Source organism: Bacillus sp. SD088 (genome assembly GCF_017355205.1).
Lineage (GTDB): Bacteria > Bacillota > Bacilli > Bacillales > Bacillaceae_C > Lederbergia.
The window spans coordinates 1-25,248 of the sequence record NZ_JADIJK010000030.1; the positions used below are offsets into that span (position 1 = coordinate 1).

Sequence of the window (25,248 nt, forward strand, 5' to 3'; positions counted from 1 at the left end):
CAGCACGAGGAGGATCATTAGCCGCCCGCGGAAAGCGAGCATATTCCATTTGCGGTATTCATAAACTATATCTCGTTCCACACTATTTTCCGATTACCGATTTAATTTCACAGAAACCCAAGTTAAGAATACATTTTAAATTTCAGGGCAAGACTGACTTCAGTTTTTCCTTTGTTTAGTCGTTGAGCTATTTCCTCAATAGATAATCCCTCTGCCTGAAGAGATTCAACTTGATCTGCAAATAGACGGGTGTCGGACAGAATATCCAACTCCCCTTCACTCTCTTTCATTCCTGATTGCTCAACAGCATTTACATGATATGCTTTTTCTGCTTGCATTCTCGTATAGTTCTTTGCCTTCACACTAGGTTGATGTTCCTCAAGTTGATGTTCGCTCTTGACATGCCCCTCATTATTCATTTCATGCAAGTCTTCAGCCTTGGTTTGTTGTGATGTGTGGAAATCAGCTACCTTCGACATAAAAAGTTGGTTTTCTTCCTTCATTTCTACTAAAAAGCTCGTCAGAAATTCTTCGGTTTCTGCTTGCATTTTTTTCTGGGCCTTTTCTATTTCCATTAACCGATTTTGTCGCATGTATAATAATACAACAGCAAAAATTAAAATTGCGTTTAAAATGAACAATAGGAAAATTAATGCACTTGTCAATTATATCCCTACCCACTATAATCTATTCTTTTTCCTTTATACGGATGTTGCTCATTTACTAACTTGTTCTCCGCTGTTTTCTCTTTTTTATTTTGATTAGAGTGACGCTCTTTTTGATCCTTAGCAGAAGGATCTTCTTTTTTCAAGCGAACCTCATCATTCTCATCCAATTGATTGACTCGCTGTCGCTCTTGTTCAATCCTGTCCTTTGTTTCTTCCTTAGCTTGTTCAGTCATAGCTTGCCCTCTTTGTTGCAATTGTTCTGCTATTTTCCCTGCTTCCGTTGTTCTCGGGAGTGCCACCTGCAATTCAATTAATTTTAAACTCATGGATTTCCCCCATATCGTTTTTTTAACAGAATTACTTTCAACTTCGCCAAGGTTTTTGAATGAATTTGCGATATTCTCGAGGTTGACAGTTGCATTACCTCGCCAATCTCCGTAAATGTAAGTTCTTCCTTATAAAACAAGCTTAACACTAGCTGTTCTTTTTCCGTTAAATCCTTAATCGCTTCTCCCAGTTCACTAAGCCACTCTTTTTTTATAAGTTGCTCTTCAGGTCCTACTGATTCCTGATCTTTAATTGAATGAACCGATTGATCCCCGTCCTCATTCGTAGCTATTTTTTCATCTATAGAAAGTACACTGGAAAAAACATGCTCATTTAAGACACGGCATACCTCGTCTTCCGTATAGCCACAGTTTTTAGCAATCTCACTTATAGATGGTTTGCGCATCAGATGCTGTTCCAACTCATTTGTAGTCACTTCAATCTTTTTTACTTTTTCCCGTGTGCTTCTTGGAAGCCAATCCTCTTTTCTTAATCCATCAATCACAGCACCTCTGATTCTAAAGGATGCATATGTATCGAATTTTAAATCTCGTGAAATATCAAACTTATGCAGGGCATCTAATAATCCCGTCATCCCTAGACTTCTTAATTCTTCTCTACTCACATTTTTGGGAAGTCCAACGGAAATACGCTGAACATGATATGAAACTAAGGGCATATATTTCTCAATCAACTGATTTCCTGCATCTGCATCCCGAGAATGAATCCATAAATCCCAACATATTTGCTCATCAAGCAGTGGTGAGTGCGACATCCTATCTTCTCCTCACATGTATAAGCTTTTTTTATACTGATATCTATATCTCGAGGGCTTCATGATAAGCCTTTCTAATATATAAAATTGATGATTCTGGAACAAATTCAATCGTTCTTCCACTATTCCCACCTGTATCTTCTCCGACAACAGGGATATTCAAATCTTTCAACTCCCGCTTTACTGCTTCCACATTTCTCGGCCCAATTCTCATCTGCTCCGTTTGTTTTGCGAAATTAAACATTTGAGCGCCACCAGCAATTTTAGCTTTTAATTGATGACGGATTGCTCCTATTGCCAATAAATCCATCACCAATTTTTTAATAGAAGTATCAGCAAACTTGGCCTCATTTAATGGTTGACGTCCTTTAGCAAGTGATGATTCTGGCAGCATAATATGGGCGAGCCCAGCTATTTGTGATTGCTGATCATAGATCACAACACCCACACAAGAACCAAGCCCCGCCGTTCTAATTGTATGTGGTGCCTTCACTATATTCATATCAGCTATTCCGACACGAACTACTGTCTCAATCATCAATTCTAACCCCAAGCTTTTGAAAGATTGTTGCAAAAGAGCTTGGATCTGGCAGTAGAAAAAAATGTCCCTTTACACTCTTTGAATCATCACTTGTCTCCTCGTCATTTAAAGCTGTATCAATTACAATTACATAGTCCTGTGATTGAGATAGCTCGATCAAACCATAACTGATAACAGCACCCGCCATATCGATGCTAATAGAAGGAACAGAGGCGTGTAATCGTAATCCTGTAAAATCAGATAGGGACGTTAAATAGGAGCCTGTGAGAATATTCCCTAACTCTTGCATTGCCGATAAGGCCATTTCTGAATAGGGCGGCTGTGATAAAGAAAAAGTATTGTTTTGTGTTACCTTCTGTACCAACTTTGTTGCTTGTTCGAGAGGTAAAATAAAAAACATACTCCCCGAAGCATCTCCCTCAACTCTTAGAAATACCGCTGTGACAACAGTATCATGGCCGCCAGCTAACTCTAGCATTTGACCAAATGTGATGATTCGTGCTGTCGGTACTTTCATTTCAATATTTTTCCCTGTTAAAACCGATAACGCAGTAGCGGCATTTCCTGCACCAATATTCCCAATTTCTTTCAAAATATCAAGGTGAAATGGCGTGATTTCTGTTTCAAACTCCATTGTTCATTTTCCTTAATTCAGGCGGTTTAATCGTCAATTCTAAATCAAGAAGAATGAATAGACGATGACCTATATTGGCCACTCCGGAAATATATTCTTCCGCAATCGAACCAGCCACATTAGGACATGGTTCAATTGCTTCGATAGGAATATCTAAGACATCATTTGCTTCATCTACGATCATGCCTACCGTAATCTCATCCCATGTGACAATGATAATTCGTGTACTATCTAGATGATCGGAATCCCCTATCCCAAACCGTTGTTTTAAATCAATAATTGGAATAATGATTCCTCGTAAATTTATGACACCTTTTATAAATGCAGGCATATTGGGGACTCTTGTAATATGGAGCATTTTTTCTATTGCTGTTACATATTCTGCCGAAAGACAATATTCTTTCTGATTTAGTTTGAAGACGATCACTTTTTGCTTAGAATCAATCACTGCTTCACTCATCATCGTTCACTCCCTTTTTTCACTTTATCCCGAATTAACTGGCAGTAAGACCACCATCAAGAATTCGAAGAAAACACAAATTATAAGTGGGGATCAACTGCCAGTAAATCCCCAATTCGTTCAGGCTAACAGGATGTCACAAAGGCGTTGCGACGTACAGGATGTACTGGTGCAGACGAAGCGACAGGACGGCGCGGTTTGGGTCTGTCGCCAGAACGGCGTGGCCTTAGCCTTTATTCAGTGAAAAGAAGTTTCACTTTATTAAGGCATTACAATCTATGATTAAGGCTACCTGCCCGTCACCTAAAATCGTTGCACCTGAAACCGCGAAAACTTCTGCTAAATAATTCCCTAAAGATTTCAGAACAATTTCTTGCTGGCCAATGAAAGATTCAACAGCTAAAGCAGCCATTTTTTCACCTTTCCGTACAATGACAATCGATACAAATTCAGATTCACTAGCAGTGCTATTCTCTATATGGAAAACATCCTGTAAGGAAAGTAATGGCACAACACTTCCACGGAAATCAATAACAGGCTGATTATGGGCAGTCATAATCTCAGATTTTTTGATAATTGCTGTTTCAATAATCGATGAAAGTGGAACAGCATATTTTTCTGCTCCTACCTCTACAAGTAAAGCTGAAATAATCGATAATGTTAAAGGTAATTGAATGGAAAATTTTGAGCCCTTCCCTTCGGAAGATTCAATCGAAATAGAACCTCCCAATGACTGGATAGTCGACTTGACGACATCTAAACCAACTCCTCGACCTGATACATCTGAAATCGTCTCAGCTGTAGAAAAGCCTGGAGCCATAATTAATTCAAAAGCCGACTCATCTGATAACAAATCTGCCTCATTTTGCGAAACAATGCCTTTCGATATCGCTTTATCAATCACCTTATGTCTATTAATTCCTGCTCCATCATCAGTAATTTCAATGAAAACATGATTACCACTATGATAGGCTTTTAGATTAATTGTTCCATTTTCTGACTTTCCACTTGCTCTCCGATCATCAGGACTCTCAATACCATGGTCAATAGCATTTCTTAATAAATGGACAATCGGATCGCCGATTTCGTCAATAACAGTACGGTCCAATTCAGTTTCAGCACCAACAATATGTAACTCCAGCTGTTTATTTAAATCTTTTGCCAGTTGTCTAACCATTTTAGGAAAACGATTAAAGACGGTTTCAACAGGTACCATGCGCATGTTCAGAATAATATTCTGTAAATCACTAGAAATTCTTGACATTCTCTCAACCGTTTCATGAAGATCCGGATGGTTAATATCTTGAGAAATTTGTTCTAGTCTACCTTTATCAATCACAAGCTCTTCAAAAAGATTCATCAAAATATCGAGGCGATCAATATTGACTCTAATTGTCTTAGATGGTTTCTTTCCTGTTCTCTCTTTTTCATTCTTTGCTACTGACTTATCGTTTTCACCTGAGTCTACCGTTTTATGCTTTACGTTTGTTGATGGATTCTTTTCCTGCTGAACCTGAGTTAAATCAACAGCCTGGACTTGAACAGATTCAATCTCAGATATTTTCATAATCTTATTGACCAGTTCATCTTCTGACTCTTTCGTGATGATCGTTGTGATGAATTGGGATTCAAATTGTTCTTCCTCTAGTTGCTCAACAGACGGCAATGATTTAATGACATCCCCCGATTTTTCTAAAACCTCAAACACCATGAAAACACGAGCCATTTTTAATAAGCAATCCGGCATTAAATTCACTTTGATTTCGAAACACTCATGCCCTTGTTCGCGTGACTGCTCAATCACCGTTTTTTCGTATTGATCATATTCGAGCTGATAATCAGGAGAAGTTTTCTCATCAGTAACCGTAGTAGCTATCTCTTGAATGGCTTTATCTTGCTCTGGGTTTAAACCATTTTCTAATAATTGTAATTTGGCCATTACTTCCGTGACATCTTTCTTCCCGTCACCGCCAGACTCAATTGAATCGACCATCGTTTCTAAATCATCGACTGCAAGAAAAACAACATCTAATAAAACAGAAGTGACGTCAATTTGTTCATTGCGAATACTATCAAGAACATTTTCCATTATATGAGTAAGATTAGCCAAATCGCTATAGCCCATTGTGGCTGACATTCCCTTTAATGTATGAGCAGATCGGAATATCTCATTTACAACTTCTAAATCTTTCGGATTTTTCTCTAATGTTAAAAGATTTTGGTTTAACACCTGTAAATGTTCTTTACTTTCATCGATAAAAACTTCCAAATAATGATTCACATCCATACGCCCACATCCTTATTCTATTAGTTTCATAATATTCATAGCAATATCATCCAATTTGGTAACGGAATCGACTAATCCCGTTTCAATTGCTGCTCGCGGCATTCCGTATACGATACAACTTTCCGAGGATTCGGCCATTACGATCGTTTGGCCATTCGCCTTTAAATGTATAATCCCTTTTTTTCCATCTGAGCCCATCCCAGTCATAATGACAGCAATCTTTTTGTAAGTTTTTAATTGACTTACCGATTGAAATAGCACATCAACCGATGGGCGATGTCCATTAACAGGCTCAGTCTCAACAATCTTTATTCTTACTTCTCGCCCTTGTGATATAAGCAACATATGTTTCCCGCCTGGCGCAATATAAGCCGTCCCTTTTTGCAAAATCTCTCCATCTTCAGCTTCCTTTACCTCAATTTCAGAAAGGTTATTTAAGCGATTAGCTAAAGACTTTGTAAAATTGGGTGGCATATGTTGAACAATTAAAACAGGAACTTGCAAAGTTCTCGGCATTGCTGATAGAACAGCCTGTAATGCTCTTGGTCCTCCAGTGGATGTTCCTATACAGACGATCGTGTGATATTGGTCTTCTGAAAGCATTCCCTTTGTCTCCTCAATAATTTTGCGCAACATCCTCTTCTAATCTTTTTGAGAAAATAATTTGCGTAATTTCCCAATAAAGGAACTTGGCATATACGGTTGGGTTATCGGCTTGTTTTGGTCGTTCAAGTAACGATCAAGGATTAGATCTAATTTAATGGATATAGACGACCTTGGAAATTTAGTAGAAAAAGCTACCTGACTGATGACTGCTTTTCGAACATGTGAATCTTCTGGTAAGACACCTAGTAGGTTCACTTCTTTATGAAGGAATTTACGAGAAGTTTTCTGTAATCGCTCTAGTGTTTCTCTTCCCTGTCTTTCATTGTCTGCACGGTTACAAATTAAAAAAAATTCACTTTCTGATCCTTCCATGCAAATAAACTTCATCATCGAATAGGCATCTGTCATGGCTGTTGGTTCAGGTGTTGAAATTACAAAGATATCCTCAGCTGCAAGTAGAATTTTCAATGTTGCTGTAGTTGCTCCCGCTGCCATATCAAAAATAATATAGTCATACAGCTGTTGTAAGTCCTTTAATCCTGTCAATAGTTTGTTTATCATAGCTGCAGTTAATTCAATCGTTTCATTTAACCCATTCCCCGCAGAAATATAAGAAATCCCTGCTGGCATTCGATAAATAATATTTTCGATAGCCAAATCTTTATGCAAAAAGTCAAATAAGGTATAAGTGGGAGCATGACCAAGGATGATATTGACGTTTCCCATTCCAAGATCTAGATCAAATAAAAGAACTTTATAGCCCCGCTCATTTAACTGAGTCGCTGCATTAATGGAAATATTTGATTTACCAACACCACCTTTTCCACTCACCACGGCTAGTGTCTTTGCTTGATTCTCCATATTGGTTTCAATCATTCTTCTCAATTCTTGGGCTTGATCATTCATTGTTTTCATTCCCAACCAAGTAATGAGCAATGCTTTCTGGCGTTGCTTTTATGATATCGTCGGGGACATCTTGTCCAGTCGTAATATATGAAACACCAGTCTGATAATGACTGATCATATTGTATATAACTCCATATGAATTGGTTTCATCTGCTTTTGTAAAAATAAATTGGTTAAATTCCATTTCAAGAAAATTATCTGCTATCTTTTGCATATCTTTTTCCTTCATAGAAATGGATAATAAAAGATAAGTAAAGATATTTCTTTCATTCCCAAACATCTTGTTTAATTCTTCTATATAGCGTTTTTCGCGATAATTTCGTCCAGCTGTATCAATAAAAATAAGATCATAATCTGAATACTTATTAATCGCCGCTATAAGATTCTTTTCCTCATAAATTACTTCTAAGGGAACTTGAAGAAGCTCAGCATATGTTTTTAGTTGTTCAATAGCCGCTATCCGGTATGTATCCATTGTCATAAAAGCGACCTTCTTTTTTTCCTTTAGAACCGCATTTGCCGCTAGTTTCGCAATTGTCGTTGTTTTCCCTACTCCTGTTGGACCAACAAAATTAATGATTTTCGCGTGCTCTGGAATCCCCTCAAATGAAATATCCTGCAAGTCCTGCAAAATTGCTTGAACGCACCAACCTTCAATATCAGATTCAGTTGGTTTTTCACGATGAATTCTCCATCTTTCTAGCAACTGATCCCCAAGTTTTTTTATAAGTCTGTGCTCTAAGTCAACAGCCAATAATTTCAATAAACATGACTGGATTTCTTCTGGATAATGATTCAGCGATATAGAATTAGTCCGTTTTAAATGTGAAAGTTCTTTTTTTACATCAGCAAGTTGCTTACTAACATTTTGTTGCTCATTGTTTTGTTTTGGCTGAATAGGGGACGATAGCGACTCTTTCGTTCTTCTCTCTCTATTTATTTTAGTAGAAGCGACCGTGAGCGGCTTATCATCAATAGCAGCCACAACTTCGATCATTTTCTTGCGGAACAGCCCCATAAAGCCACCCTTATAGACAATTTTGGAATTTAAAATCACCGCATGATCGCCTAATTCTAGCTTTACCTTTTTCATAACCTCTGGCATTGTCGCAGCTCTTATTTTTTTCATATTCATCCGATGCTCACCACCCCACTACTTTGCACTTCGACATCTGCCTCTAACTCGTTATAGGATAAGACAGGGACATTGGGAAAATATCGCTCTGTTAATTGTCTGAAATACATTCTAACTGCTGGTGAACAGAGAAGTATCGGTGTTTGCTGTCTTAATGATTGCTGTTCAATTTGATTCGCTGTTGATTCAAGAATAGCTTGAGAATCGTTTGGATCTACGGACAAATAATTGCCATGCTCTGTTTGTTGGACACTGTCTGCAATTATCTTTTCAATCTTCGCTGAAACGGTAATAACATGCAAAGTTTCATTTTCATTAACATATTGCTTTGTAATTTGTCTAGCTAATGCTTGTCGGACGTATTCAGCTAAAAGATCTGGATCAGACGTCATCTTAGCGTAATCAGCTAAAGCCTCAAAGATAATCGTCATATTACGAATCGAAACATTTTCTTTTAAAAGTTTCGCTAATACCTTCTGCACCTCACCAATTGTTAAAGGATTCGGTGTCACTTCTTCAACAAGAATCGGATATGTTTCTTGTAAATGATCAATTAACTGTTTTGTTTCTTGTCTACCTAATAATTCATAAGCATTTGCTTTTAATACTTCGGTAATATGTGTGGATACGACAGATGGTGGATCAACCACAGTATAGCCCAATATTTCAGCTTGCTCCTTTACTTCCTCTGTTATCCATTTCGCTGGCAATCCAAAAGACGGTTCAATCGTATCAATTCCTTCAAGAGTATCCTCACCACCTGGACTCATAGCCAAGTAATGATCTAGCAGTAATTCTCCTTTTGCCATTTCATTCCCTTTGATCTTAATCCTGTAGGCATTTGGTTCTAATTGAATATTATCGCGAATCCGTACAACAGGAATGACAATCCCTAACTCCAAAGCAAGCTGCCTACGAATCATTACTACTCGATCAAGCAGGTCTCCCCCTTGATTCACATCAGCTAGTGGGATTAATCCATAACCAAATTCAAATTCAATGGCATCAACATGAAGTAAATTCACTACACTCTCAGGACTTTTTAAATCCTCTGCTTCTGCCTCTTCAGTCTGCTGATCGAGTAAATCCGATTCAGAAATGGCTGGTGCACGAGAGATCATCATACCGCCAATGGCTAATGTAGCAGCTATAGGGATCGTTAAGAGATTATTAATGGTTGTAAATAATCCTAATAAGAAAATCGTTACAGCGGCTATATATAGCATTTTGGAATCTGAGAAAAGCTGCTTCATAATGTCACTGCCTAAATTTCCTTCAGATGCAGCCCTTGTCACAACAATTCCCGTTGCAGTGGAAATAAGTAACGCTGGAATTTGGCTAACAATCCCGTCACCTACAGTAAGCATGGAATACTTTAGAGCTGCTTCTCCAATAGGTAAGCCTTGTTGAACCATTCCAATGATAATACCAAACAATAAATTAATAAGGACGATGATAATGCCAGCAATGGCATCCCCTTTAACAAATTTACTTGCCCCATCCATTGCCCCATAAAAGTCCGATTCTCTCGAGACTTTCTCTCTGCGATCTCGTGCCTCGTGTTCTGAAATCACTCCAGCATTCAAGTCAGCATCAATACTCATTTGCTTTCCTGGCATCGCATCTAGGGTAAATCTCGCAGCAACTTCCGAAACTCGTTCTGCGCCTTTTGTAATGACAATAAATTGAATAACAATTAAAATGGCGAAAACAACGAGACCAACAAGAATATTGCCTCCAGTTACAAATGTTCCAAATGTCTCAACAACCCCGCCGGCATCCCCTTTTGACAATATCGACCTCGTTGTCGAGACATTAAGACCTAAACGAAACAAAGTAAGTAACAATAATAGCGACGGAAATATAGAAAATTGCAAAGCTTCATTCATATTCATCGAAGTAAGTAATACTAGGAGTGCAAGAGAAATATTGGTGATAATCAATAAACTTAATAACCATGGCGGAAATGGAATAACCAACATGGCCACAATTAAAATCACACTAGATAATACAGCTATATCTTTAAACTTCATAACATTTCTCTCCCTATATTGAAAAGCGCATGCGCCCGTTTAGCGACGTACAGACGAGATAAAGGAAACACGATGAACCAAAGGGTGAATCGATGTTGACTTACGCAAACAGGCACCGAAAGTTTGCTGGGCGCTGGAGCTAGATCCAGCATTAACCGAAATATATACTTATTCTATATTGAAAAGCGCAAGTGCATGATCCACCTCACGTAAACTAAACCTTGTTCTGAATTCGATATACATAAGCTAGAACTTCCGCAACTGCTTTAAAAAATTCATCAGGTATTTTATCCCCAATATCAAGTTGATCATATAATGAGCGAGCTAACGGTCGATTCTCGACCATGATGATCTTGTTTTCTTTAGCGATTAATTTAATTTTTTGCGCTAAAAAATCGGCGCCCTTCGCAATAACTACTGGAGCATCTGCTTCCTTTTCATCATATTTTAATGCAATGGCATAATGGGTTGGGTTTGTAATAATCACATCTGCCTTCGGTACTTCTTGCATCATGCGCGACATCGCCATTTCCCGTTGTTTTTGCTTTATTTTTGATTTAATTAATGGGTCACCTTCAGAATTCTTAAATTCGTCTTTTATGTCCTGTTTAGACATCCGAATATTTTTCTCAAAATCATATTTTTGATATAACCAATCAAAAATAGAAAGAAACAATAAAGAGATCGATGCGGCTATTCCCATTTGAATCGTTAACTTCCCCACTGTTTTTAAAGCAGCCCCAACCGACTGTTGAGAGAGTTGTAAAACATCCTCAATATGAAGATACAAAATAAAAAAAGTTACTCCACCAACAAAACCGATTTTTAAAATTGATTTTAATAACTCAACGATCGCCCTAATGGAAAAAATTCGTTTAAATCCTTTAATAGGATCTAATTTTTCTAGTTTTGGTTGAATGGATTCAGTTGAAAACATAAAACCAACCTGAAGTAAATTAGAAGCGACACCTGCGACTATAGCAAGTAGAAAAACAGGGCCTAATAATAAAGCTACTTCTTTTAATACAGCCAACATAATCGCATGGATATTTTCTTCCGTTAAATCCATCAGCATGAATTCATTAAAGGAGTGGCGGAAGGTCTGGAGTGCAATTTCTCCCATATTCGATGAATAAAATTGCAAAAACATAAAGACAGCTAACAATCCGATCGCTGTATTGACATCCTGGCTTTTAGCTGATTGACCTTTTTTTCGCGTATCTAGCCGTTTTTTCGGTGTTGCTTTTTCCGTTTTTTCACCGGCAAAAAATTGAAGATCCAATTTAAGTTGCATCAGCCAGTGCCTCCCATATAGCTCATCACATCTCTTAATACAACGAGCATTTCCTCAAACAGATTTTGTACAGCGGCGAATAATAAGGCCATCACGATAAAGATCACAATAAAACTTACAGCTATTTTGATCGGAAACCCGACAACAAATATATTTAACTGCGGCACTGTTCTTGCCACAATGCCAAGGGCAACATCAACTAAAAATAATGATGCAACGATAGGAATCGCCACTTGAAAAGCAATCATAAACATCATTCCAAAAGATTTTATAACATATAAAATAAAGCCTTCTTCTCCAAACGCCACCACAAATTGGTCGATAGGAATAAAATGATAGCTATTAAAAATACCATCTATAATTAAATGATGTCCATTTACCGCTAAGAGAAAAAGCAGAGAGAAAGTATATAAATATTGACCCATTAAAGGACTTTGCGCCCCTGTTTGGGGGTCAATCACATTCGCAATTGCAAACCCCATCTGAAAATCGATAAATCCCCCAGCAATTTGAATAGCGGATAGCATCATATAAGCAATAAATCCTAATAGTAGCCCGATAATAGCTTCTTTTAAAATTAATAGTAAGTATGTGCCATCGATTGGAATTGGTGACACATCTAAGGTATAGTAGATCATTACAGCTAAAACAAATGAAAAGCCTATTTTGAAGATTGTTGGAATCGTTCTATATGAAAACAATGGAACAGACACAAAAAAAGCAGATATTCTCATAAAAATAAGCAATACGATTGAAAATTGTGGAATTATTGTATCCATTGTATCATCCTATAAATCTTGTTAAGTTCTGAAATATATCTGCTGTATAAGATAATAATTTACTTATCATCCACGGTCCCAAAACAACTACTCCTACTAAAACAGCAATGATTTTCGGAATAAAAGCTAAAGTTTGTTCTTGAATTTGCGTGGTTGCTTGAAATATACTGACCGCTAGCCCTACAGCTAGTGCAATCAATAACAGCGGGCCTGCTACTATCAAGATCGTATACACGCCATTTTTGGCTAAGGCAATGACGGCTTCTGCACTCACTATGATCACTCCAAATACTTTAAATTTGTTATTTTGTTATAAGGGCATATTCAAAAAGGACCAAGTTGGTGACTACACTGACGCCCTGTCAACCGGACTTTTTGAACACCCTCTAAAAATGGTTTAGCCAAAACTTTGTAATAAAGACTGAACGACTAAATACCATCCATCCACTAACACAAACAATAAAATTTTAAAAGGCAGTGAAATCATAACAGGTGGAAGCATCATCATCCCCATCGACATTAAAATACTCGCTACAACCATATCAATCACTAAAAATGGGATAAAAATCATAAAGCCAATTTGAAAAGCAGTTTTCATTTCGCTAAGTGCAAATGCTGGTACCATAGCAGTCAAAGGAATATCTTCAATTGTTTCCGGCGGCTCTGCTTGAGAGTAGTTTAAAAACAGTTGCAAATCTTTCTGTCTTGTGTGTTTACTCATAAATTCCTTAAATGGTACAGCTGCCCGCTCATAAGCCTCTTCTAAGTTAATTTCATCATTAAATAAAGGTGTTAAGGCTTGGTCATTTACCTCATGTAAAGTAGGAGCCATCACAAAAAATGTCAAAAATAAGGCTAGTCCTACTAAAACTTGGTTGGGCGGCATTTGCTGTGTTGCAAGCGATGTTCTGACAAATGACAAAACGATAATGATTCTCGTAAAAGAGGTCATCAAGATCAGAATCGCAGGCGCTATAGATAACACGGTAAGTAACAAAAATAGCTTAACGGAAGTTGAAACAGCATCAGATGAACTACTATTAAAAAACTCCATGAATTCATTCATCTTGCGAATCCTTCCTTTCAAACTGTTCCATTGCTTTTTGCCGCTGTTTCTTAACCGAATTCAACTCATCTTTGAGTTGTTGCTGGAAAGAAGAGGGTGTTCGCCCATCTCCCTCAGGCTTCTGTTTAACTGGCTTTTTGACGAATAACTTCGAGATTAGATCCGTCGGTTCTAACTTTTGCTCAAGTTGTTTATTATGTTGATGCAGAAACTCATTCATTTCCTTCTCATCTGTAATTTCCTGCAATAATTGGATATCTTCCCCCACACCGAGAATGAGAATTCGCCTTCCCACTTTCACAAGCTGAACAGATCGATTTCCTCCTAGTGTAGTTCCCCCGATACTTTGGATAAGTTTATTTTGTTGATAAGATTGGCTCTTCTTTTGAATAAATTTCAATAGAAAGTATAGGATAGCTAAAACCAAAACAAGAGATGCCAACATTTTTAATACATCCAGAAAATTTATTCCTACTTTTTCTGTTGGTTGATTTTCATCAGTTTTTCTATCAGTTTGATTTGTTGTATTTTCTTCTTGACATTCATCTTTATTTTCGCCAAAACAATCTGCAACACTCCCATCAAACGATGCGGCGTCTGCATGACTATTGACATATATATTTCCTATCAAAATAATCCCAAAAAAGATCAATAGCCATTTTTTATTTCGTTTCATTTTCATTTATCCCAACGTTTTTTGAATGGCTTCAATCACACGATCTGCTTGGAACGGTTTAACAATAAAATCCTTCGCTCCCGCTTGAATCGCGTCAATCACCATGGCCTGTTGCCCCATTGCTGAACACATAATAATTTTCGCTGCAGGATCTGCTGCTTTTATCTGTTTAAGAGCTGTTACTCCATCAACTTCTGGCATCGTAATATCCATGGTCACAAGATCAGGCTTTAGTTCATTGTACTTCTCAATCGCTTGCTGCCCATCAGAAGCCTCTCCCACTACTTCAAATCCATTTTTCACTAGAATATCTTTAATCATCATCCGCATAAAAGCAGCATCATCTACAATTAAAATTCTTTTTCCCATATTATTCCCCTCCAAATGACTAATTCAGTTTCTTTAATCGATCTGATTGACTGACAATATCTGTTACCCGCACACCAAAGTTTTCATCAATGACAACCACTTCTCCTTTGGCAATAAGGCGACTATTTACTAAAATATCAACAGGTTCCCCAGCAAGCTTGTCCAATTCAATCACAGAACCAGCACCTAACTCTAGAATGTCTTTCACCGAGCGATTGGTTCTACCCAGCTCTACAGTAACTTGTAGTGGAATATCTAAGAGCATATCTAAATTTTTCGTTTCATAACTAGGTGTTTCCATTTCATTGAAGTCTGCAAATGTCGCCGGTTGGACATTGGGCTGTGCGTGAGAATGACTTGCATATAAAGTTTCTTTTGTGTCTAGAGCCTGGTTACTATGATCTGACTCCGTATCCGTATGTTTTGAATTATTTTCAACAACCTCTGATTTATTTGTGGTCAATTGTTGCGGGTCGTCATTTTGCAGTTTTTGATCTACTTCTTCGCCTCCTGCTAAAAGATCCCTGACAAGATTACGAGCAAATTCAATCGGTAAAACTTGCATGATTTCCGAATCAATTAATGTCCCTATTTTTAATTGAAAAGCTACCTTTACGAGTAGATTATTCTGCGGAATATTGGACGTTCCTTCTCCTTCAGAAATATTCATTAAATCAACTGTTGGAGGAGAAATATCTACACGCTTATTAAAAACCGATGACATAGAAGTAGCTGCTGAACCCATCATTTGGTTCATCGCTTCCTGAATGGCACTCAAATGAATCTCATCCATTTCTTCAGATGGATTTGTGCCATCTCCCCCAAGCATCAAATCAGCAATAATCGTTGCATCACTTTGCTTTATGACCAAAATGTTGACTCCGGAAAATCCTTCTGTATATTTGACTCGAATAGCAGCACAGGGATGTGGAAATTCCTCTTCTAATTTAGCATGATCAATGATCGATACGGATGGCGTTGTAATCTCTACTTTTTGATTAAGTAATGTAGATAATGCCGTAGCTGAACTCCCAAAAGATATATTTCCTAATTCACCAATGGCATCCCTCTGTACTTCATCTAAATAATCTTCTACAGAATGTACGACATCTTCTGTTTTTGTTGGTTCTTCAGGAGTTGACTGACCACCATTCAATAAGGCATCAATCTCCTCCTGAGAAAGCATATCACCACTCATATTCTTGATCTCCCTCCTTCATTGTATCTAAGATTTGGATGGCAACTTTTTTATTTCTTTTTCCAGGCTGACCGATGAATTTCGGTTTCCCTCCCGTTTTTATTAGAAGAGGGGTATCTATTCTATTATTTAGCTCAATGACATCTCCACGGTCTAATGAAAGAAAATCTTCAATCATAATGGTTGCTGATCCAAGTTCTGCAGAAACGGATATAATTGAATCTTTCACCTTTCTTTCAAGTAATAACGCCTCTTCCGGTTTCGTTACTTTCTTTTCACTCGCCATCCAATAATGAGCTGAGAGCTTCGGAATAATGGGTTCAAGCATGACATGGGGGATACAAATATTAATCATCCCACTTGTTTCACCAACGTTTGCATTCATAGAAATCACCACAACTGTTTCATTCGGTGAAACAACTTGTAAAAATTGTGGATTTACTTCTACGTCTGATAATACAGGGTCTATTTCCACCATACCTGACCAAGCCTCTTGTAATTGATCTAATGAGCGTTCAAATAAATTAGTCATCAGCTTCATTTCAATCTCGGTAAGATTATCAATCTTATTAAAGCCATTCCCTTTTCCGCCCAACACACGATCAATCATGGAATAAGCAATCACCGGGTGAATTTCCATAATCATTCTACCGTCTAATGGAGGAATCTCAATTACATTCATCACCGTCATATTAGGGACTGATCGAATGTATTCTTCGTAAGGTATTTGATCAGCCGATGCAACTGAAATATCAACGAACGTTCGTAGTTGAGCTGAAAAATATGTTGTGAGTAAACGAGCAAAATTTTCATAGATTCTCGTCACGCTTCTAACCTGATCTTTTGAAAAGCGCAATGCCCGTTTAAAATCATAGTTCTTTACCCTTTGTTTCTCTTCTTCTTTTTTAAAATCATCCGCAGTCATTTCTCCAGTGGAAATGGCCGATAATAGGGCATCTATTTCACCTTGGGATAATATTTCATCAGACATAACGACACCTCCGTTTCTGATATAGAAATTGACTTATGTCCAGTTTAGCTCAGTGCCACAAATTGGTTGTTTACGTTTTTCATATGTATCCATAATGACCAATTTGTATAAGGGTCTACAGGAATACGAGTCAGTAGCCATTCACCTGTGACCAATGGCCTTTGCTTTACTTATTAAGAGATGATGTAGGAGGTGATGTACACTTTTACTACTTTCCCTTGCTGCATTAAATCATTAATTTGTTTTCTAAAAGCTTCACTAAATTCTTGCTTTTCTTCCTTACCCTCTAGGTCTGATTCATCCATTTCAGAAAGTTCATCAATTAATAAATTCTGTACTTGGAAATCCCTTTTAACAAATTCTTCTTTCGCTTTCTTACTATCCGTTTGGACCTTCAGTGATAACTTAATATATTTACCGCTAGCTAGATTGGTTGTGATTTCTGGTACATCGACCGAAACCTTTAATATTTCATCAATGGTTGGCTCTTTATTGGAATCTTTATGGTCCATTTTCATGATGATAATGAGAGCCAAAGCAGCAAGCAGTAGAATGGCCATTAATAGTACAATCATTGTTGATGCCAATTTTTTATTCATTTTTTTCATCCTTCCATCCTGGTTGGCCCATTAAATGGATAGATTGATAAAAATCAATCATTTTTTCTTTTACTTGGTCCTCCGATTCGGCAACAATATACTTTTGACCATTTGTTAAAGTAATTGTTGTATCTGGAAATGCCTCAAGCTTCTCAATATAAAGGGCATTTAAGTGAAACTTTTTTCCATTTAGTTTGGTAATCTCAATCACTTGTTGGTTGGGCTAATCATCAAGCCCCTATCCTCCTTGTATTAACGTTTTAGATTGACAAGTTCTTGTAAGATTTCATCAGAGGTTGTGATAATTCTTGTGTTTGCTTGAAAGCCACGCTGTGCGACAATCATTTCCGTAAATTCTTCAGAAAGATCCACATTAGACATTTCTAAAGACCCGGAGACCAATTTTCCAGCACCAACATCAGCAGGAGCCAAATAGGTCGCTTCTCCTGTATTAGCTGAGCTAACGTATAAATTTTCTCCAACTTTTTCCAAGCCACCTGGATTTGCAAAGCGAGCAAGGGCAATAGAAGCGTGAGTTGTGTATAATTCTCCCTCTTTTTCAAGCCCTAATTTGTCTGCTTGAATGTAATCAATTGCATCCATTGTGGCTGTCACACCATCAGATGTAATGCCGGTGAGTGATGACATATTGTTACCGTTTGTCAACGCTGTTTTAGCTGCATTGACAATCGCATCTTCATTTGCCTGACTAGGATCTCCTTTATACGTTTGGTAAGCATTGTATACTTCTTCAGCAGCCTGGCGTAAATCCGCAAAATCATTGATCGCATTTTGAGCACTCTCAACTGCGGCCGCAGCCTTTTGCACAGCGTCATTAGCTGCTGCAATGGCCTTTGGATCTCCAGATTCAATTGCGTCTGTTTGTAAAGATGCTGCTTCAATTTCTAAGAGACTAGCCTCTTTTTCAGCTTGAATCGTTAACTCTTCCAATTCATTGGTCAGCTTATCTAATAGGTCTACATATTTTTGTGATGAAGGATTTTCCACTAAATTTTTAGCTGCAGCGGCCACTTTTCCAGCGATTTCTTGTGCCTTTTCTGCTGTGGTCATACCTGTCTTTTTAATAAAACTAATCCTTCCATCTTCGGAAATACTTAGACTTTCAACCTCATCTACATTGCCGCCGTTCATATGAAGAGGCTCTAAGTTCCCATTTTCTGCATTTAAGGCCATGACATAATGCCCTGCTCCTGTAATGAGATAACCATCTGTATTTAAATATAAGTTACCAGCTCTTGTATAATAAGTGGATGTCGGGAAGAATGTATCACCAGCAGGTGTCCCTTCTGCTACAACAAAATAGCCATCCCCTTGAATACCGAGATCAAGCACTCTCCCGGTCGATTGCATGGAGCCCTGAGTATCGATTGTATCAATCGCAGCAAGCTGGGACCCTAATCCAACCTGTACAGGGTTTTTCCCACCTTTATCCTGGGCTGGTCCACTTGCTCCTGACACAGTTTGGTTCACCATGTCCTTAAAGGTGACACGACCTTTTTTAAACCCATATGTATTCACATTTGCTATATTATTTCCAATCACGTCTAATTTTGTTTGAAAATTCTTCATCCCGCTAATACCTGAATACATTGAACGGATCATAATTCATTTTCCCCTTTCGTATTATGCCACTTCAATCATCAAGCGGCATGTGGCTTTTTTTAAAAGCACTCGGAATTTTATTAATTTTGGATTTTAATTAGTTGATTTAGTTTAACTTGCTGATCGTCTTTCATCTGAAGAAATAGTTGTCCTTCTTTTTGGATAATCGATTGGACTATCTCCTCAAATTCAATCCCCTCTTCTTCCCATGTAATCGTCTTTCCAATCAAGCTACTTGCTTGAACTAATGGGGATTCTTCGGATGGTTGATTGACTTGAGAAATATTTGCTGGAAATAACTCCGTTCCATCCTCCAAAATGAATTTAACAGTTTCTCCCACAAACTGCACCGATGCGACAATTCCTTTCCCTTCTGTTACAGTCGCTTCATCTTCATCTGTCACATTATGCCAACTTACCTCTTTCCCAACAAAATGACTATATTCAATTAAACTTGATTGGATTTCTAATTGCACAAGCTTTTCGATGGAGTTACTCATATTCGTCATTTGTTCTAGAGAAGAAAATGTTGCCATCTGTGATATAAATTCATTATCTTCCATCGGATTCATCGGATCTTGATTCTGTAATTGAGCCATTAACAGCTTTAAAAAATCATCTTTTCCCAATCGATCATTCTCTGTTTTTACTTCTGTATTCTGTGTCGGTGAATAAAATAAAGTAGGATCTAATGAGGTTGTCAATTTCTCATTACACCTCCTTTTCGAATAGAATATGATTCATTGTTTCCTGAAAATTCGACTCACCATCCGCTTGTTTAGTATCCTCTTGAAATGCTTGTCGATTTTCTCGTCCTTGCTCATTTTGACCATGTTGATGATTCGTGTATTTCAATTGACTAGAATCCCCATACGAGACTTCTATGCGTTCAACCTGGATATTCTGTTGTGAAAAGGCCTGCCTTAAACTATGCATCTGAACATCCAACATTTCCTTTGCTGTCGAAGATGAAGCTAGGAACCTCGCCGTCATAATTCCATCCTTTTGAAGCAATTCTACTCTTAATGATCCCAATTCTTCTGGATAAAGCCTGATCGTCAGTCTAGCTGTATGTGCCGTTTGATTAAAGTTTGAACGTCCCATTATATTGCCTAACTCTCTTACAAAATTTCGAAAAGCAGGCTGTTGCTCAAGCGGCTTTTGCAAATTCAATTGATCTGTCACCATGCGTACGAAACGATCCTGACTTCCTGCTAGGTCTTGTGGTAAAGATGAATCCAAATCCTGTTCAACTGTATTTGCCATATTGATTTGATTCTTTGTAAAATGACTGCCTTGTCTAGTTAAAAACGGTGATTGCTCAGTTGGTTCATTCGCTTTAGTAAAAGCTTTAGGGATTGCCTCTTTAAAAAACTCTAACTTTGACAATTGCTCGATTTTTTCTTTTACCGTTTGTGATAAATCATCTAACTCGATCAGCTGTCCCATTTCTTCTGCTGGGACAGGGAATTGTTTTGCTAATGATTGAAGACTTTTTTCCATTTTGAGCAAAGTGAAAATTGGTTCTTGGGGAAACCCGCTCCAATCTGTTGGCTTCAAATCATGTAGAGCTTGAAAAATTTGTTTACTCATTTCCACTATCGTATTTTGCTGATCTTCGGAAAGCTGAAAATCGATATTCTCTTCTAACCAACCTGCTATTTGCGAAAAAGAAGTCTCCCATTCGGGAAATTGCTCCATTATAATAAAGTCTAAATCAAGATCATCGGTTTTTTCATCATCACTCGACACTTTCAAAAGAGTAACTTCTTCCGTCATCCATTCAAGTAGTTTTTCAAGTGGGGATTTTGCTTCTTCCGATTGCTTTAAAGAGTTTTCTTTCAATGCGATTTGATTTTCTTTCAGCAAACTCCCCAACAGTATTGTAAAATCTGTCTCTGATTCAGTTTCTACTAGTGAAGCACCTAACATTGTAGGACTCATTTCAACCATATTAATTTTCATGATTCTCACCTAACTTTCCATTTAAGAGATTTTCAAAAAGTCTCGTAAAAATGTCACTGCAGGATAAAGGATCTTTGACTAAGTGCCAACATGTTCTGTGTCGGATGTTAGCGATTGACTCAGCACCTTTAACCGACTTGGTCCTTTTTATCCTTCTTTTTGAACACATGTCTAGTTAGCATTGATAGATATTTGCTCTGTATATTTGGCCGCTTTATCAGCTGGCATATTTTCTAAAATCTTCGCTAAAGATTCTGTTGGTAAATTTGTAAGGATTTTCACTGCCTCATCATTATTCATTTCTAGCACAATTGGAGCAGCTTTCTTTGGAGACATGGATGCATAGGTTGAAACGACATCCTTGAAGGCTCGTTTATTTTGCTCTTGTTGTTTTTTTAATTCATCTATCGTTTCTTCTAATCTCTTTTGCTCAATTTTATAACGCTCTTGCTCAGCATCTTTATCTTCTATTTTTTTTTGGAGCTGTTCGATTTCCGCATTCTTATTTTGAATTTCAGCATCCAATTGAATCATTTTTTCTTTGTATTCATCTATATTTTCTTTATCTTCTTGAACAGCTACTTGTGAAATAAAAGGGATTTTCTCTCCAAGTTCCTTTGCATGTTGAAAAACATTTATCCCTGCAATAGAAGCGATGATGAGCCCCGAAAATAGTGCAAACAAAAGCAGAATCAATCCCCAATAAATAAAGCGTCGAAAAAAGGGTGTTTTTTTTTCAAGCGGCTGTTTTTTCAAGGCCTTTCCCACTTTCTCACCTAACTTCCTCCTCGAAAAAAGTACTGCCTTGAGGAAAATTCATCGAGATGTAAATTTTCTGTTTGATTAAGTACTTCCCTATAGGCTTGATAACTTTTCTCTTTTAATTTTTCATACTTTTTCACTTCAATATTACTTTCCTTCAATTTTTCTTCATGCCAATTCATCGTGTTCCGTGCATGGATCACAAGCCCTTGGGCGTGTTCAATCGACTTCTCTAAATTGGCAATAAAATATTGGTAATGCCTGATTTTATCAACGGCTAACCCATTTGCTAGTTCTTTTGATTGAAACTGTTCAAGATCTTCCTTTTTCTTTAGCAAATCATAAAGATGCTTTGCTGCTGTAGTAAACTTTTTTACAGATTCTTGATAGATATGTAACGATTCTTCCTTCTCTCGTTCTCTTAAGGTTAAGATTTTTTGGAATTTATATTGAAAACTCAATTTTCATCACCTGTTCCTACTAATTGGATCAGCTCATTCATACTTTGTTCCATCGAAATTTTCTCGTCTGTCCTCTGCTTTAAAAAGGACAAAATACGCGGATAAAATTCAATTGCTTGATCAATTTCTTTTGAAGAACCTCGTTTATAGGCGCCAATATTAATAAGGTCTTCAGAATTTAAATAGGTGCTAAGCATCTCACGCAATTTTTCTGCGCTGCTTTGGTGTTTTTTAGAAACGAGTTCATTCATAAGTCTACTTACGCTTTTAAGGATATTGATAGCAGGGAATTGACCTTTATTCGCAAGCGCCCGATCAAGAACAATATGGCCATCCAGGATTCCCCTTACGGCATCAGCTATCGGTTCATTCATGTCATCACCATCTACCAATACGGTATAAAAAGCAGTGATCGAACCATATTCATTCGTACCTGTCCGTTCAAGCAATTGTGGGAGGATCGAAAAGACAGAGGGCGTATACCCCTTTGTTGCTGGCGGTTCACCAACTGCCAACCCAACTTCTCGTTGCCCCATTGCTACCCGAGTGACAGAGTCCATCATAAACATTACATCTTGCCCCTTATCACGAAAATATTCAGCAATCGCTGTTGCCGTAAAAGCTCCCTTTATTCTCATTAAAGCAGGCATATCAGAAGTAGCCGCTATAATAATTGATTTCCTTAACCCTTCTGGTCCTAAATCCCTTTCGATGAATTCCCTAACTTCTCTCCCCCGCTCACCAATCAACGCTATGACGTTAATATCTGCCTTTGTATTTCGCGCAATCATACCGAGTAAAGTACTTTTCCCAACACCACTACCAGCAAAAATACCAAGTCTTTGTCCTTTTCCCACAGTTAATAAGCTATCGATCGACCGAACCCCTACCTCTAATTGTTCTGAAATGGGGGGTCTGCTTAAAGGATTAGGCGGCGCTTTGTCTGTATTGGTTGACGTCATTCCCTTGGGGATCTGAAATCCATCCATTGGTCTTCCTAGAGAATCTACGACTCTGCCAATTAACTCAGGTCCAACTTTTATTTGTAATGGCTTTGCAGAAGCTTCCACTAAACTACCGGGAGCAATTTCTCGAATATCTGTATAAGGCATTAGAATAATATGCTGTTCTTTAAAACCAACCACTTCAGCCATTATTTTTCTTTTAGTCGTCCCGTTTCCTACATGGATATAACAAACGTCCCCAATGGAGCTTTCTGGACCTTGGGACTCAATCATAAGGCCTACAACTTTGTTCACCTTTCCGTAGCGTTTATACGTATTAATCGTTTTGATCATCGGCAATAACTCTTTCGCCATCATGACTCTTCACCTATCAAGATTTCTAGTAACTTTTCCTTTAATTCAACAAGTTGACTGGAAATGTTTGCATCAACCCTGCCGTGTTCTGATTCGATTTGACATGCGTATTCCTCCAAATCTACATCTGGATAAATAAAGCAATCCACATCTTTTGGAAAAATAGTTTCAAGTTCTTGTTTTTCTGATATGAGTAATTCATATTGTGATGGATGTACATGAATTTGAATTTCTTTACTATTTCGAACCTCTTTCAGAGCCGTTTGCACAAGTGGTATAAAACGTTCGGGTTCCACCTCAAAAGTACTATGCATAATCCTTTCAGCAACAGCAATTGCTAAGTCCAAAATAACGGATTCCGAACTATGAACATACTGCTCATACTCTACTTTGGATTGGTCGGTAATTTGTTTTGCCTGTTCAATTTTTAAAGTATATTCGTCCAATCCTTGTTGCCTACCCTCATTTGCTCCAATTTGGAAGCCTTCTTCATAAGCCTTCTGAACCAAATCTTTTTTCTCCAACTCCCATTGACTCTTTTGTTGCTTTATATCCGCTAATAATAAATTTGCTTGTTCCTTAGCCTGGTGAATCAGAGTTTCGGCTGTAAGTTTGGCTTCAGAAATGATACGTTGCTCTTCATGATCAAGATATTGCCTATCGATTGAGCTAGTCTGGTTCGGCTGATCCAACTTTATTGATTTAATCTGTATCATTTTTGGAGTTTCGTTTTGATCTGTATCCAAATGACTTTTAAAAAGCCTAGACAATAATATCATCTCCTCCACCACGAGCGACGATTATTTCACCAGAATCCTCTAATCTACGAATAATACCAACAATTTTCGATTGTGATTCTTCTACATCACGCAACCGAACAGGTCCCATAAATTCCATTTCTTCTTTAATCGTTTCAACCATTCTAGTAGACATATTGCGATAAATGATTTCTTTCACTTCTTCACTAGAAATCTTCAATGCCAATAATAAATCTTCATTCTCACACTCACGTATAACCCGTTGGATGGAGCGATTATCAAGTGTGACGATATCTTCAAACACAAACATCCGTTTTTTAATTTCTTCCGCCAAATCAGGATCTTCAACAGATAAGGCATCCAGTATTGTTTTTTCAGTGGATCGATCTACCCCATTTAATACATCTACTACAGCTTCTATCCCGCCAGTTTGTGTATAATCCTGCGTAACTGTTGTTGATAATTTTCTTTCGAGAATCGATTCTACCTCACTAATCACTTCAGGTGAGGTTCGATCCATGACAGCAATCCGTTTTGCTATATCCATCTGTACATTTTGTGGAAGTTCAGAAAGTATTTGTCCTGCTTTTTCGGGATCCAAATAAGATAAGATTAGCGCAATTGTTTGTGGATGTTCGTTTTGAATAAAATTTAATATTTGAGCAGCATCGGCTTTGCGAGCAAAATCAAATGGTCGCACCTGCAAGGAAGAAGTCAGCCGATTGATGATAGCAAGAGCCTGTTCCTCGCCTAGCGCTTTCTCTAAAACCGTTTTGGCATACCCAATTCCACCCTGCGAGATATAATCTTGCGCGATGGCAATTTGGTGGAATTCATCTAGAACGCCCTCTTTAGCTTCCGCCTCAACTTTTCTTACATTTGATATTTCCAAGGTAAGTTTCTCAATTTCTTCTTCAGATAAATGTTTATATACCGATGAAGCAACATCTGGTCCCATAGAAATTAGGAGTATTGCTGCTTTTTGTTTGCCTGATAAACTTTTTTTAGACAATCTA

Annotated in this window: 29 protein-coding genes; all 29 read right to left on the bottom strand. The window is 37.7% G+C overall.

Annotated features, from left to right (window positions below):
• Positions 1-122: 122 nt before the first annotated feature.
• Positions 123-665 carry a hypothetical protein gene (locus IPU53_RS20725; RefSeq protein ID WP_207452911.1) on the bottom strand — a complete coding sequence of 181 codons (543 nt, stop codon included), beginning with the start codon at positions 663-665 and terminating at the stop codon, positions 123-125.
• An 8-nt stretch (positions 666-673) separates the two neighbouring features.
• Positions 674-994: a hypothetical protein gene (locus tag IPU53_RS20730; protein WP_207452912.1), complete on the bottom strand. Its 321-nt coding sequence runs from the start codon at positions 992-994 to the stop codon at positions 674-676.
• Positions 991-1,770 (bottom strand): FliA/WhiG family RNA polymerase sigma factor, encoded by a 780-nt coding sequence (locus tag IPU53_RS20735; protein ID WP_207452913.1) that lies wholly within the window; start codon positions 1,768-1,770, stop codon positions 991-993. Before IPU53_RS20735 ends, IPU53_RS20730 begins: the two co-directional genes overlap by 4 nt.
• 43 nt (positions 1,771-1,813) lie before the next feature.
• The gene (locus tag IPU53_RS20740) at positions 1,814-2,308 is read right to left on the bottom strand and encodes a chemotaxis protein CheD (RefSeq protein WP_207452914.1); all 495 of its coding nucleotides are present in this window, start codon (positions 2,306-2,308) and stop codon (positions 1,814-1,816) included.
• Positions 2,301-2,945, bottom strand: coding sequence for a chemotaxis protein CheC (locus tag IPU53_RS20745; protein WP_207452915.1), 645 nt, complete (start codon positions 2,943-2,945; stop codon positions 2,301-2,303). The genes IPU53_RS20740 and IPU53_RS20745 overlap by 8 nt, the downstream gene beginning before the upstream one ends.
• Positions 2,935-3,405 carry a chemotaxis protein CheW gene (locus tag IPU53_RS20750; protein WP_207452962.1) on the bottom strand — a complete coding sequence of 157 codons (471 nt, stop codon included), beginning with the start codon at positions 3,403-3,405 and terminating at the stop codon, positions 2,935-2,937. The genes IPU53_RS20745 and IPU53_RS20750 overlap by 11 nt, the downstream gene beginning before the upstream one ends.
• A gap of 253 nt (positions 3,406-3,658) precedes the next feature.
• Positions 3,659-5,692 (bottom strand): chemotaxis protein CheA, encoded by a 2,034-nt coding sequence (locus IPU53_RS20755; RefSeq protein ID WP_207452916.1) that lies wholly within the window; start codon positions 5,690-5,692, stop codon positions 3,659-3,661.
• A gap of 12 nt (positions 5,693-5,704) precedes the next feature.
• The gene (locus IPU53_RS20760) at positions 5,705-6,295 is read right to left on the bottom strand and encodes a CheB methylesterase domain-containing protein (protein WP_242698475.1); all 591 of its coding nucleotides are present in this window, start codon (positions 6,293-6,295) and stop codon (positions 5,705-5,707) included.
• A 39-nt stretch (positions 6,296-6,334) separates the two neighbouring features.
• The gene (locus tag IPU53_RS20765) at positions 6,335-7,204 is read right to left on the bottom strand and encodes a MinD/ParA family protein (RefSeq protein ID WP_207452918.1); all 870 of its coding nucleotides are present in this window, start codon (positions 7,202-7,204) and stop codon (positions 6,335-6,337) included.
• A complete protein-coding gene (gene flhF, locus IPU53_RS20770) occupies positions 7,197-8,339 on the bottom strand; it encodes a flagellar biosynthesis protein FlhF (protein ID WP_207452919.1) in 1,143 nt (380 codons plus the stop codon). Before flhF ends, IPU53_RS20765 begins: the two co-directional genes overlap by 8 nt.
• Positions 8,336-10,372: a flagellar biosynthesis protein FlhA gene (gene flhA / locus IPU53_RS20775; RefSeq protein ID WP_207452920.1), complete on the bottom strand. Its 2,037-nt coding sequence runs from the start codon at positions 10,370-10,372 to the stop codon at positions 8,336-8,338. Before flhA ends, flhF begins: the two co-directional genes overlap by 4 nt.
• Before the next feature lie 214 nt (positions 10,373-10,586).
• On the bottom strand, positions 10,587-11,669 hold the full coding sequence (flhB, locus tag IPU53_RS20780) for a flagellar biosynthesis protein FlhB (protein ID WP_207452963.1): 1,083 nt from the start codon (positions 11,667-11,669) through the stop codon (positions 10,587-10,589).
• Positions 11,666-12,445: a flagellar biosynthetic protein FliR gene (gene fliR, locus IPU53_RS20785; RefSeq protein ID WP_207452921.1), complete on the bottom strand. Its 780-nt coding sequence runs from the start codon at positions 12,443-12,445 to the stop codon at positions 11,666-11,668. Before fliR ends, flhB begins: the two co-directional genes overlap by 4 nt.
• A 4-nt stretch (positions 12,446-12,449) precedes the next feature.
• Positions 12,450-12,719: a flagellar biosynthesis protein FliQ gene (fliQ, locus tag IPU53_RS20790; RefSeq protein ID WP_158323418.1), complete on the bottom strand. Its 270-nt coding sequence runs from the start codon at positions 12,717-12,719 to the stop codon at positions 12,450-12,452.
• 123 nt (positions 12,720-12,842) lie between these two features.
• Positions 12,843-13,511: a flagellar type III secretion system pore protein FliP gene (gene fliP, locus IPU53_RS20795; protein ID WP_207452922.1), complete on the bottom strand. Its 669-nt coding sequence runs from the start codon at positions 13,509-13,511 to the stop codon at positions 12,843-12,845.
• Entirely contained in the window at positions 13,504-14,187 is a 684-nt protein-coding gene (locus tag IPU53_RS20800; protein ID WP_207452923.1) for a flagellar biosynthetic protein FliO, read from the bottom strand. Before IPU53_RS20800 ends, fliP begins: the two co-directional genes overlap by 8 nt.
• Positions 14,188-14,193: 6 nt before the next feature.
• Positions 14,194-14,556 carry a response regulator gene (locus IPU53_RS20805; RefSeq protein WP_207452924.1) on the bottom strand — a complete coding sequence of 121 codons (363 nt, stop codon included), beginning with the start codon at positions 14,554-14,556 and terminating at the stop codon, positions 14,194-14,196.
• A gap of 19 nt (positions 14,557-14,575) precedes the next feature.
• Positions 14,576-15,754, bottom strand: a complete 1,179-nt coding sequence (fliY, locus tag IPU53_RS20810; protein WP_207452925.1) for a flagellar motor switch phosphatase FliY — start codon at positions 15,752-15,754, stop codon at positions 14,576-14,578.
• Positions 15,744-16,745 (bottom strand): flagellar motor switch protein FliM, encoded by a 1,002-nt coding sequence (gene fliM / locus IPU53_RS20815; protein WP_207452926.1) that lies wholly within the window; start codon positions 16,743-16,745, stop codon positions 15,744-15,746. The genes fliY and fliM overlap by 11 nt, the downstream gene beginning before the upstream one ends.
• A gap of 173 nt (positions 16,746-16,918) precedes the next feature.
• Positions 16,919-17,344, bottom strand: a complete 426-nt coding sequence (fliL, locus tag IPU53_RS20820) for a flagellar basal body-associated protein FliL (protein ID WP_207452927.1) — start codon at positions 17,342-17,344, stop codon at positions 16,919-16,921.
• Complete coding sequence (locus IPU53_RS20825) at positions 17,337-17,555, bottom strand: flagellar FlbD family protein (RefSeq protein ID WP_207452928.1); 219 nt, start codon at positions 17,553-17,555, stop codon at positions 17,337-17,339. The genes fliL and IPU53_RS20825 overlap by 8 nt, the downstream gene beginning before the upstream one ends.
• A 41-nt stretch (positions 17,556-17,596) precedes the next feature.
• Entirely contained in the window at positions 17,597-18,967 is a 1,371-nt protein-coding gene (locus IPU53_RS20830; RefSeq protein ID WP_207452929.1) for a flagellar hook-basal body complex protein, read from the bottom strand.
• An 80-nt stretch (positions 18,968-19,047) separates the two neighbouring features.
• On the bottom strand, positions 19,048-19,671 hold the full coding sequence (gene flgD / locus IPU53_RS20835) for a flagellar hook assembly protein FlgD (protein ID WP_207452930.1): 624 nt from the start codon (positions 19,669-19,671) through the stop codon (positions 19,048-19,050).
• Positions 19,672-19,678: 7 nt separating this feature from the next.
• On the bottom strand, positions 19,679-20,932 hold the full coding sequence (locus tag IPU53_RS20840; protein ID WP_207452931.1) for a flagellar hook-length control protein FliK: 1,254 nt from the start codon (positions 20,930-20,932) through the stop codon (positions 19,679-19,681).
• 171 nt (positions 20,933-21,103) lie between these two features.
• Positions 21,104-21,688, bottom strand: coding sequence for a MotE family protein (locus IPU53_RS20845; protein WP_207452932.1), 585 nt, complete (start codon positions 21,686-21,688; stop codon positions 21,104-21,106).
• A gap of 20 nt (positions 21,689-21,708) precedes the next feature.
• Positions 21,709-22,155 carry a flagellar export protein FliJ gene (gene fliJ / locus IPU53_RS20850; RefSeq protein WP_207452933.1) on the bottom strand — a complete coding sequence of 149 codons (447 nt, stop codon included), beginning with the start codon at positions 22,153-22,155 and terminating at the stop codon, positions 21,709-21,711.
• On the bottom strand, positions 22,152-23,477 hold the full coding sequence (fliI, locus tag IPU53_RS20855) for a flagellar protein export ATPase FliI (RefSeq protein ID WP_207452934.1): 1,326 nt from the start codon (positions 23,475-23,477) through the stop codon (positions 22,152-22,154). Before fliI ends, fliJ begins: the two co-directional genes overlap by 4 nt.
• Positions 23,474-24,244, bottom strand: coding sequence for a flagellar assembly protein FliH (fliH, locus tag IPU53_RS20860; protein ID WP_207452935.1), 771 nt, complete (start codon positions 24,242-24,244; stop codon positions 23,474-23,476). Before fliH ends, fliI begins: the two co-directional genes overlap by 4 nt.
• Positions 24,237-25,244, bottom strand: a complete 1,008-nt coding sequence (gene fliG, locus IPU53_RS20865) for a flagellar motor switch protein FliG (protein ID WP_207452936.1) — start codon at positions 25,242-25,244, stop codon at positions 24,237-24,239. The genes fliH and fliG overlap by 8 nt, the downstream gene beginning before the upstream one ends.
• Positions 25,245-25,248 lie beyond the last annotated feature (4 nt).

What these genes read in the sequence shown, in the direction of transcription:
- IPU53_RS20745 (WP_207452915.1), bottom strand. Translation starts at nt 2,945, where the DNA reads ATGGAGTTTGAAACAGAAATCACGCCATTTCACCTTGATATTTTGAAA.
- IPU53_RS20800 (WP_207452923.1), bottom strand. Translation starts at nt 14,187, where the DNA reads ATGAAACGAAATAAAAAATGGCTATTGATCTTTTTTGGGATTATTTTG.
- IPU53_RS20840 (WP_207452931.1), bottom strand. Translation starts at nt 20,932, where the DNA reads ATGAAAATTAATATGGTTGAAATGAGTCCTACAATGTTAGGTGCTTCA.
- IPU53_RS20730 (WP_207452912.1), bottom strand. Translation starts at nt 994, where the DNA reads ATGAGTTTAAAATTAATTGAATTGCAGGTGGCACTCCCGAGAACAACG.
- fliI (WP_207452934.1), bottom strand. Translation starts at nt 23,477, where the DNA reads ATGATGGCGAAAGAGTTATTGCCGATGATCAAAACGATTAATACGTAT.
- IPU53_RS20735 (WP_207452913.1), bottom strand. Translation starts at nt 1,770, where the DNA reads ATGTCGCACTCACCACTGCTTGATGAGCAAATATGTTGGGATTTATGG.
- fliP (WP_207452922.1), bottom strand. Translation starts at nt 13,511, where the DNA reads ATGAATGAATTCATGGAGTTTTTTAATAGTAGTTCATCTGATGCTGTT.
- fliL (WP_207452927.1), bottom strand. Translation starts at nt 17,344, where the DNA reads ATGAATAAAAAATTGGCATCAACAATGATTGTACTATTAATGGCCATT.
- fliY (WP_207452925.1), bottom strand. Translation starts at nt 15,754, where the DNA reads ATGAGTGGTGATATGCTTTCTCAGGAGGAGATTGATGCCTTATTGAAT.
- fliM (WP_207452926.1), bottom strand. Translation starts at nt 16,745, where the DNA reads ATGTCTGATGAAATATTATCCCAAGGTGAAATAGATGCCCTATTATCG.
- IPU53_RS20830 (WP_207452929.1), bottom strand. Translation starts at nt 18,967, where the DNA reads ATGATCCGTTCAATGTATTCAGGTATTAGCGGGATGAAGAATTTTCAA.
- fliR (WP_207452921.1), bottom strand. Translation starts at nt 12,445, where the DNA reads ATGGATACAATAATTCCACAATTTTCAATCGTATTGCTTATTTTTATG.
- flhA (WP_207452920.1), bottom strand. Translation starts at nt 10,372, where the DNA reads ATGAAGTTTAAAGATATAGCTGTATTATCTAGTGTGATTTTAATTGTG.
- IPU53_RS20805 (WP_207452924.1), bottom strand. Translation starts at nt 14,556, where the DNA reads ATGGGAAAAAGAATTTTAATTGTAGATGATGCTGCTTTTATGCGGATG.
- IPU53_RS20755 (WP_207452916.1), bottom strand. Translation starts at nt 5,692, where the DNA reads ATGGATGTGAATCATTATTTGGAAGTTTTTATCGATGAAAGTAAAGAA.
- IPU53_RS20740 (WP_207452914.1), bottom strand. Translation starts at nt 2,308, where the DNA reads ATGATTGAGACAGTAGTTCGTGTCGGAATAGCTGATATGAATATAGTG.
- IPU53_RS20765 (WP_207452918.1), bottom strand. Translation starts at nt 7,204, where the DNA reads ATGAATGATCAAGCCCAAGAATTGAGAAGAATGATTGAAACCAATATG.
- IPU53_RS20760 (WP_242698475.1), bottom strand. Translation starts at nt 6,295, where the DNA reads ATGCTTTCAGAAGACCAATATCACACGATCGTCTGTATAGGAACATCC.
- IPU53_RS20750 (WP_207452962.1), bottom strand. Translation starts at nt 3,405, where the DNA reads ATGAGTGAAGCAGTGATTGATTCTAAGCAAAAAGTGATCGTCTTCAAA.
- flhF (WP_207452919.1), bottom strand. Translation starts at nt 8,339, where the DNA reads ATGAATATGAAAAAAATAAGAGCTGCGACAATGCCAGAGGTTATGAAA.